Consider the following 8,442-nt stretch of genomic DNA (forward strand, 5'->3'; position numbering starts at 1 on the left):
CGTGTCATACCATTTCCAACCCACACATTTTAAAGAACGGACCTAAATTGACTTGGCGCAAAAAATGTCCGCCCATAAAAAAACCCCGAAAGCTCGGGGTTTTGGTCAGCACACTTCGTTTACTGAAACAGTGATTCGCTCGACAAACCATTACGTTCAAGAATCTCACGCAGGCGCTTGAGACCTTCAACCTGGATTTGTCGTACACGTTCACGGGTCAAGCCAATTTCCAGCCCGACATCTTCAAGGGTGCTGCTTTCATGCCCACGCAAGCCGAAGCGGCGAATTACCACCTCGCGTTGTTTATCGGTGAGCTCGGACAGCCACTCATCAATACTCTGCGACAAATCATCGTCCTGCAGCAGCTCACAAGGGTCTGTAGGGCGATCATCGGTGAGGGTATCAAGCAGTGTTTTGTCGGAATCCGGGCCTAAAGAAACGTCTACCGAGGACACACGTTCGTTAAGCCCAAGCATACGCTTGACCTCCGAGACGGGTTTTTCGAGCAGATTGGCGATTTCTTCAGGGGAGGGTTCGTGATCGAGCTTTTGCGTCAGTTCGCGCGCAGCTCGCAGATAGACATTGAGCTCTTTTACAACGTGGATCGGTAAACGGATGGTACGGGTCTGGTTCATGATTGCCCGTTCAATCGTCTGGCGGATCCACCAGGTGGCGTAGGTCGAGAAGCGGAACCCGCGTTCCGGGTCAAATTTCTCGACTGCCCGAATCAGGCCCAGGTTGCCCTCTTCGATCAGGTCTAGCAGCGAAAGCCCACGATTGACGTAGCGTCGGGCGATTTTCACCACCAGCCGCAAGTTACTTTCAATCATGCGTTTGCGCCCAGCGGGATCGCCACTTTGCGATAAACGCGCAAAATGGACTTCTTCTGCTGGTGAGAGCAACGGGGAGAAGCCAATTTCATTGAGGTACAGCTGAGTCGCATCGAGCGCCCGGGTGTAATCAATGTACTTGTGCTGTTTTGACGCAGCAGCTTTTTTCGACTTGGTGCGAGCTGTAGGGGTTGAGTCGTTTTCTTCTGACATCAAGTCACTATCGATGCTGGCGTCCATAAGGAGCACCTCATCGTCGATGTCAAACCCCGGCGCTTCTTTGCTGAGAGCCATTTTTCTAGTCCTTTGGTGAGTTCGACCTCAAGCTCAAGCATCGCCTTTATCCTTGGCAACGCTGGAGCCTGTTCCTTTCATCTACATCAGGAACAGGCTGGTAACTGATCAACGGCGTGGAAGGAATTGCAATGGATCTACAGGTTTACCCTGGCGGCGAATTTCAAAGTGAAGTTTCACCCGGTCTGTACCAGTTGACCCCATTTCGGCAATTTTCTGCCCGACCTTGACCTGCTGCCCCTCCCGTACCAAAAGCCTGCGGTTGTGGCCATAGGCACTAACATAGGTGTCACTGTGTTTAATGATGACTAATTCGCCGTAGCCCCTCAATCCACTGCCGGCGTATACAACTGAGCCATCAGACGCAGCTAAAACAGGCTGTCCCAAATCTCCGGCAATATCAATACCTTTATTCAAACTACCGTTTGAAGAAAATTTTCCGATCAAAATACCGTCTGCTGGCCATCCCCAGCCTTTGGGTGCAGGGCCTGCAGGCAAGGGTGCCGTGTTGACCGGTGTCGCAGATGTGGCGACCGGGCGCTTGGTGACGGTGGTTTTACTGCCTGATGAAGACGAAACCACGGTGGTTGTCGTGCCCCCTGAAGGGACGGTTCCTGCACGTCCATCGAAACGGATTGATTGCCCCGGAACGATCGTATACGGCGCCGCAATGTTGTTTTTGGCCGCCAGGGCTTTCCAGTCCCAACCATAGCGAAAGGCAATCGAGAACAACGTATCGCCACGCTTGACCACATACTGACCGGTGGTCACAGCCGGGCGCTGAGCCACACCGTTAACGCCACTTGTACCGCTTTTGGACGCGCTGGAACACGCCGCCAACATCGCCAGGGAGACACTTAACACCAGACCCGCCACTACTCTCTGATAGCTTGTGGTCCCCATACGCTGCGTAATGACTGTGAGACTCACCCGCCGCTCCCTTTGAAGATGGCTAAAAATTAGAACGCCAGTCGCGGCCCCCATTGGGCGCAAGTATAACTGGCCGTACAGCTTTGCAGACGGCAAAGCCCATTCATAAACGTATTGTTTAAACCCTAAACAGGCCCCGGACGGGCCTGAGCACTGCGCTGTATGACCCGTACCCGGCTTGATAATTCAGCCGGGCAGCGCTAAAGAATCAGGCCAGTGGCCCATTAAGCAGCGGAACAAACCGCACATTGCCGATGACGCGCCGGGCAAATCCGTGCTCTTCACGCACGATCAGCATCAATTGCTGAACGTCACCGGCGCCGACCGGGATCACCAGACGCCCGCCCGGAGCCAGTTGGTCGAGCAAAGCTTGCGGTACATCCGTGGCCACGGCGGTGACGATAATGCCGTTGTAAGGTGCAAGCGCCGGCCACCCTTCCCAACCATCGCCCCAGCGAAAGACCACGTTACGCAAGTTAAGCTCAAGCAGACGTTCTTTGGCGCGATCCTGCAGCACCTTGATGCGTTCGACCGAGAAAATCCGCTCAACCAACTGCGACAACACTGCCGTCTGGTAACCCGAACCGGTGCCGATCTCCATGACTTTGTCCAGCGGGCCGTCTTCAAGCAGCAGCTCGCTCATGCGCGCCACCATGTACGGCTGGGAAATGGTCTGGTTGTTGCCAATCGGCAGCGCCGTGTCTTCGTAGGCTCGGTGGGCCAGGGCTTCATCAACAAACAGGTGACGAGGTGTGCGCCGAATAACCTCAAGCACTTTCTGGTTAACGATGCCCTCTTCACGCAGGCGCTGAATCAGCCGCTCACGTGTCCGCTCCGAGGTCATGCCAATGCCGCGATGCATCAGGCCATCCTGCTCACGCCCCATCAGCCCAACCCCTCCAGCCAGCCATCGAGGCTTTTGAAGGCATCACCAAAGGTGCGATCCAGTTGTAACGGGGTAATAGACACATAACCCTGCATCACAGCGTGGAAGTCGGTGCCGGGGCCGCCGTCTTCCGCGTTGCCAGCAGCGGCAATCCAGTAACCGGCCTTGCCACGCGGATCGACCATGCGCACCGGCGCCGCCGCACGGGCGCGATGGCCCAGCCGGGTTAGCTGGATGCCGCGGATCTTGTCCAGCGGCAAATTGGGAATGTTGACGTTCAACACGGTGCGCGGCGGCAGTTCAAGCAGGTGATGTGCATCCACCAGCTTGCGCGCGAAATAGGCCGCCGTCGGCAGGTTGTCGACCTGACGTGAGACCAGCGAAAACGCAAACGAAGGGCGCTCCAGAAAGCGCCCTTCAAGGGCGGCCGCCACGGTGCCCGAATACAACACGTCATCACCCAGGTTGGCACCCAGATTGATCCCTGACACCACCATGTCCGGCTGCTGCTCCAAGAGGCCATTGAGGCCCAGGTGCACGCAGTCGGTTGGCGTCCCGTTGACGCTGATAAAGCCATTGGCTAGGGTATGCGGATGCAACGGGCGGTCGAGCGTCAGCGAGCTGCTCGCGCCACTTTTGTCTTGATCAGGGGCAATCACCACGCACTCGCAATAATCCGCCAAGGCGTCATAAAGCGCAGCTATCCCCGGGGCGCTGACCCCATCATCGTTTGAAATCAGAATACGCATAGGCTGTCCGTTTGCCCCAAAGACACCAGATCAACAAGTTCGCGCACCAGGACAGTGGCGAAGCATCCGGCCGGCAGTACAAATTCCAGTTGCAGAATATCTGGTTGCGGATAATGCCACGTCAGTCGGCCAATGGGCAGCCGCAGAATACGTCGCTCGTGGCTCATGCCAGCGCGAACCAGCCAGTCACGCAAATCGGCTTCACGCTCGGCAATGGCTTGCTCCAGCACCTGGGTTGCACCCGTGGTCGGTGAATCACCTTCGCCCCACTGCGGGCCGGTCGGGTGCAGATCAAGGATAGCCAATCGCGGGTCGTTGCACTCTGCTTCGCCCGCCGGGAAAAAGCTCCGGCTGTCGGTGAAGGCCAGCAGATCCCCTACCTGCGCACGCTGCCAGCTGCCATCGGCGACGCGGGCGGCCAGCACCTGATTGAACAGATAGCTGCGTGCGGTAGAGAGTAGACGCGAACGGACATTGCGCTGCTCCGGCAGGGCTTTGCGCGCCGCGTAATCCCTCGCCTCGCCCAGATTGCCGCCTTCCCAGCCAAAACGCTGGGTGCCGAAATAATTCGGCACACCCTCGCGGGTGATTAATTCCAGACGTTGCTGCAAGGCGTCTTTGTCGGCATTCAGTTGCGTCAGGCGCAAGGTAAAACCGTTTGCCGCGTGGGCACCGCGTTGCAGTTTACGTTTGTGCCGCGAGGTCTTGAGGATCTTCAGCGTATCGTTTTCAGCACCTGACAGGTCAGGGTCCGCCTTGCCCGGCAGCTGCACGCTGAACCATTGGCGGGTCAGCGCCTGACGGTCCTTCAGACCGGCGTAGCTCACCGTGCGCAACGGCACGCCTGCGGCCTTGGCAATGCGCCGCGCCGCTTCTTCGGTATTCAAGCCACGCTTTTCAACCCACAACCACAGGTGCTCGCCGTCCCCGGACAGCGGGATATCCAGCACTTCATCGACCTGAAAATCTTCAGCCGTGGCTTTAAGCACTGCGGTGCCCAACGGCGCGCCGTGAGCTGTCGGCCCCAGCAGATCAAACTCGTTCATGCGCGAACCAACAAAGCGATGGAATGCACCGCAATGCCTTCTTCACGGCCCACGAAGCCGAGTTTTTCAGTGGTGGTGGCTTTGACGTTTACCTGGTCCAAATCAACCTCAAGATCCGCTGCAATCAACGCACGCATCGTTTCAATGTGCGGTGCCATTTTTGGCGTCTGAGCAATGATGGTGTTGTCGACATTACCGACTTTCCAGCCTTTGGCATGGATCAATCCGACGATATGGCGCAACAGGACACGGCTGTCCGCGCCCTTGAATTGCGGATCGGTGTCCGGAAAATGCTTGCCGATATCGCCCAGCGCCGCCGCCCCCAGCAATGCATCGCTGAGCGCGTGCAGCAGCACGTCGCCATCAGAGTGGGCCAAGAGCCCGAATTTATGAGCAATACGCACGCCGCCCAGGGTTATAAAATCGCCTTCAGCAAAACAGTGCACATCATAGCCGTGGCCAATACGCATAAAAAAACGCCCCGATTAAGTCAGGGCGTGATTCTACCTACTTTGCTCAACATTAGGCGCTTAGTGCACGCGCGTGATGCCGCAAGTGGTCGTCAATAAAGCTGGCGATAAAGAAATAGCTGTGGTCGTAGCCCGGCTGCAGACGCAAAGTCAGCGGATGGTCCGCCAGTTTGGCTGCTTGTTGCAGCGCTTCAGGCTTGAGCTGGACAGCCAAAAAGTCATCCCGATCACCTTGGTCGACCAGCAACGGCAGCTTTTCACTGGCCTCGCTGATCAACACACAGGTATCCCACTCGCGCCAACGCGCACGCTCTTCACCCAGGTAATGGGTGAACGCCTTCTGCCCCCAAGGGCAATCCATCGGATTGCTGATCGGCGCAAACGCCGACACTGATTGATAGCGCCCCGGGTTGCGCAAGGCACACACCAGAGCCCCGTGACCGCCCATCGAATGCCCGCTGATGCCGCGTTGTTGCGACGCAGGGAAATGAGCCTCAACCAATGCAGGCAATTCCTGCACCACATAATCATGCATCCGGTAATGCTGGGCCCAAGGTTGCTGGGTGGCGTTGACATAAAAGCCCGCCCCCAGGCCGAAATCCCACGCACCTTCCGAATCGTCCGGCACACCTTCACCACGCGGGCTGGTGTCCGGGCAAACAATAATCAGGCCTAACTCGGCGGCCAGTTTCATGGCGCCAGCCTTATGCATGAAGTTCTCATCGGTGCAGGTCAGCCCCGACAACCAGTACAGTACCGGCAGCTTGACTCCTTGCTCGGCCTGGGGTGGCAAATACACGGCAAACACCATGTTGCAGCCCAGGACTTCAGAGCGATGCTGGTAACGCTTGTGCCAGCCGCCAAAGCTTTTCTGGCAGGAAATATTTGTTAAGGGCATAGAAGCAGCTCCAGGCTTTTAGCTGCAAACCGAACGATAAGCCCACTGTGGGAGCGAGCTCGCCTCGCGATCTTTTAAACGATCAAAAGATCGCGAGGCAAGCTCGCTCCTACAGCGTCAGTGATTGGGCTTACCCCGGCTTGTAGCTATTCGTCAGAATTTAATAACAGTACGAATGCTTTTGCCTTCGTGCATCAGGTCGAATGCCTTGTTGATGTCTTCCAGGCCCATGGTGTGGGTGATGAACGTATCCAGCGGGATTTCGCCGGTCTGCGCCATGTCGACATAGCTTGGCAGCTCGGTACGACCGCGCACGCCACCGAACGCCGAACCGCGCCATACGCGGCCCGTCACCAGTTGGAATGGACGGGTCGAGATTTCCTGGCCGGCACCGGCAACGCCGATAATGACCGACTCGCCCCAACCTTTGTGGCAGCATTCCAGCGCAGCACGCATCAGTTGCACATTGCCGATGCACTCAAAGGAGAAATCAACGCCACCGTCAGTCATGTCGACGATCACTTCCTGGATCGGGCGATCAAAGTCTTTCGGGTTAACGCAATCCGTCGCGCCCAGCTGTTTGGCGATCTCAAACTTGGCCGGGTTGATGTCGATGGCGATGATCCGCGAAGCCTTGGCTTTGACCGCACCAATTACTGCCGACAGGCCGATGCCGCCCAAGCCGAAGATCGCCACGGTGTCGCCCGGCTTGACCTTGGCGGTGTTGAGCACTGCGCCAATCCCGGTGGTGACGCCGCAACCCAGCAGGCAGACTTTTTCCAGCGGTGCGTCTTTTTGAATTTTGGCGACGGAAATTTCCGGGAGCACGGTGTACTCCGAGAACGTCGACGTGCCCATGTAATGGAAAATCGGCTCGCCTTTGTAGGAGAAACGCGTGGTGCCGTCGGGCATCAAGCCTTTGCCTTGGGTCGAACGAATGGCCTGACAAAGGTTGGTCTTGCCCGACAAGCAGAATTTACATTGGCGGCATTCCGGGGTGTACAACGGGATCACGTGGTCGCCAACGGCCACCGACGTCACGCCCTCACCGATGGCTTCTACGATGGCGCCGCCTTCGTGGCCCAGGATCGACGGGAAGATGCCTTCCGGGTCCGCGCCCGACAAGGTGTAGGCATCAGTATGGCAAACGCCCGACGCCACAACCCGCAGCAGCACTTCGCCAGCCTTGGGCATGGCGACATCCACTTCTACGATTTCCAGTGGCTTTTTGGCCTCGAACGCTACGGCAGCACGTGACTTGATCATCCATCGTCTCCAGCAAAGTAAAAACAAGGTGCCGAGTGTAAATCAGCTCTGAGTGATTAATAATCCAGGCAAAAGCAAAACATTATTGCCCCACAGGGATAATCAACCGTGAACGAAAACCGCTGGGAAGGTATAGACGAATTTGTCGCGGTGGCTGAGTGTGGCCAATTCACGGCGGCGGCAGAGCGACTGGGCGTGTCGTCTTCACATATCAGCCGCCAAGTGGCGCGCCTTGAAGAACGCTTGCAGACCCGTCTGTTCTATCGCAGTACCCGACGGGTCACGCTGACCGAAGCCGGGCAAACCTTTTTGCAGCACTGCCAGCGCCTGCAAGATGGCCGCGAAGAAGCACTGCGTGCCATCGGTGACCTGACCAGCGAGCCCAAAGGCATGCTGCGCATGACCTGCGCCGTAGCCTATGGCGAACGTTTTATCGTGCCGTTGGTGACGCGCTTTATGGGCTTGTACCCACAATTGCGGGTCGACATTGAACTGACCAACCGGACCCTGGACCTTGTACACGAAAGCATCGACCTGGCGATCCGGCTAGGCCGACTGCATGACTCAAGCCTGGTCGCCACCCGCCTGGCCCCCAGGCGCATGTACGTGTGCGCGTCGCCGTCGTATCTGGAGCGATACGGACGGCCCCACAGTTTGTCGGAATTGAGCCGCCACAACTGCCTGATTGGCAGCTCAGACATCTGGCAACTGGAGCAGGATGGGCGAGAATTTTCGCAGCGGGTGCAAGGCAATTGGCGTTGCAACAGCGGGCAGGCGGTATTGGACGCGGCGTTATTGGGGGTTGGCCTGTGTCAGTTGCCGGACTATTACGTGCTGGAGCATTTGAAGACCGGGGCGCTGGTGTCGCTGCTCGATGCGCATCAGCCACCCAATACCGCGGTGTGGGCGCTATATCCGCAACAACGGCACTTGTCACCCAAAGTCAGAAAGCTGGTGGATTACCTGAAGGCAGGCTTGGCCAAGCGGGAGGAGTATTCGGGATCATAGAAACCTGTGTAGGAGCGAGCTTGCCTCGCGATCTTTTAAACGATCAAAAGATCGCGAGGCAAGCT

At 57.3% G+C, this 8,442-nt stretch carries 9 protein-coding genes; 1 reads left to right on the top strand and 8 read right to left on the bottom strand.

Annotated elements, in window-relative coordinates:
- Positions 1-119: 119 nt before the first annotated feature.
- The 8 genes from rpoS to AAEZ03_RS10570 all read right to left on the bottom strand — a co-directional run bounded on the left by rpoS (position 120) and on the right by AAEZ03_RS10570 (position 7,369).
- Positions 120-1,124, bottom strand: a complete 1,005-nt coding sequence (rpoS, locus tag AAEZ03_RS10535; protein ID WP_048368060.1) for an RNA polymerase sigma factor RpoS — start codon at positions 1,122-1,124, stop codon at positions 120-122.
- A 108-nt stretch (positions 1,125-1,232) separates the two neighbouring features.
- Positions 1,233-2,054: a peptidoglycan DD-metalloendopeptidase family protein gene (locus tag AAEZ03_RS10540; protein ID WP_350578339.1), complete on the bottom strand. Its 822-nt coding sequence runs from the start codon at positions 2,052-2,054 to the stop codon at positions 1,233-1,235.
- A 208-nt stretch (positions 2,055-2,262) separates the two neighbouring features.
- Complete coding sequence (locus AAEZ03_RS10545) at positions 2,263-2,898, bottom strand: protein-L-isoaspartate(D-aspartate) O-methyltransferase (protein WP_164488137.1); 636 nt, start codon at positions 2,896-2,898, stop codon at positions 2,263-2,265.
- Positions 2,899-2,939: 41 nt separating this feature from the next.
- Positions 2,940-3,689 (bottom strand): 5'/3'-nucleotidase SurE, encoded by a 750-nt coding sequence (surE, locus tag AAEZ03_RS10550; protein WP_123749733.1) that lies wholly within the window; start codon positions 3,687-3,689, stop codon positions 2,940-2,942.
- Positions 3,677-4,735, bottom strand: coding sequence for a tRNA pseudouridine(13) synthase TruD (truD, locus tag AAEZ03_RS10555; RefSeq protein ID WP_048385537.1), 1,059 nt, complete (start codon positions 4,733-4,735; stop codon positions 3,677-3,679). Before truD ends, surE begins: the two co-directional genes overlap by 13 nt.
- Positions 4,732-5,205, bottom strand: coding sequence for a 2-C-methyl-D-erythritol 2,4-cyclodiphosphate synthase (gene ispF / locus AAEZ03_RS10560; protein ID WP_350578343.1), 474 nt, complete (start codon positions 5,203-5,205; stop codon positions 4,732-4,734). Before ispF ends, truD begins: the two co-directional genes overlap by 4 nt.
- Before the next feature lie 52 nt (positions 5,206-5,257).
- A complete protein-coding gene (fghA, locus tag AAEZ03_RS10565) occupies positions 5,258-6,103 on the bottom strand; it encodes an S-formylglutathione hydrolase (RefSeq protein WP_350578346.1) in 846 nt (281 codons plus the stop codon).
- 153 nt (positions 6,104-6,256) lie between these two features.
- The gene (locus AAEZ03_RS10570; protein ID WP_048385541.1) at positions 6,257-7,369 is read right to left on the bottom strand and encodes an S-(hydroxymethyl)glutathione dehydrogenase/class III alcohol dehydrogenase; all 1,113 of its coding nucleotides are present in this window, start codon (positions 7,367-7,369) and stop codon (positions 6,257-6,259) included.
- A gap of 108 nt (positions 7,370-7,477) precedes the next feature.
- Between AAEZ03_RS10570 and AAEZ03_RS10575 the strand changes: the two genes are divergently transcribed.
- A complete protein-coding gene (locus tag AAEZ03_RS10575; RefSeq protein ID WP_123749729.1) occupies positions 7,478-8,377 on the top strand; it encodes a LysR substrate-binding domain-containing protein in 900 nt (299 codons plus the stop codon).
- The last annotated feature ends 65 nt before the right edge of the window (positions 8,378-8,442 follow it).

It is taken from the genome of Pseudomonas sp. HY2-MNA-CIBAN-0224 (assembly GCF_040310285.1).
GTDB lineage: Bacteria > Pseudomonadota > Gammaproteobacteria > Pseudomonadales > Pseudomonadaceae > Aquipseudomonas > Aquipseudomonas helleri.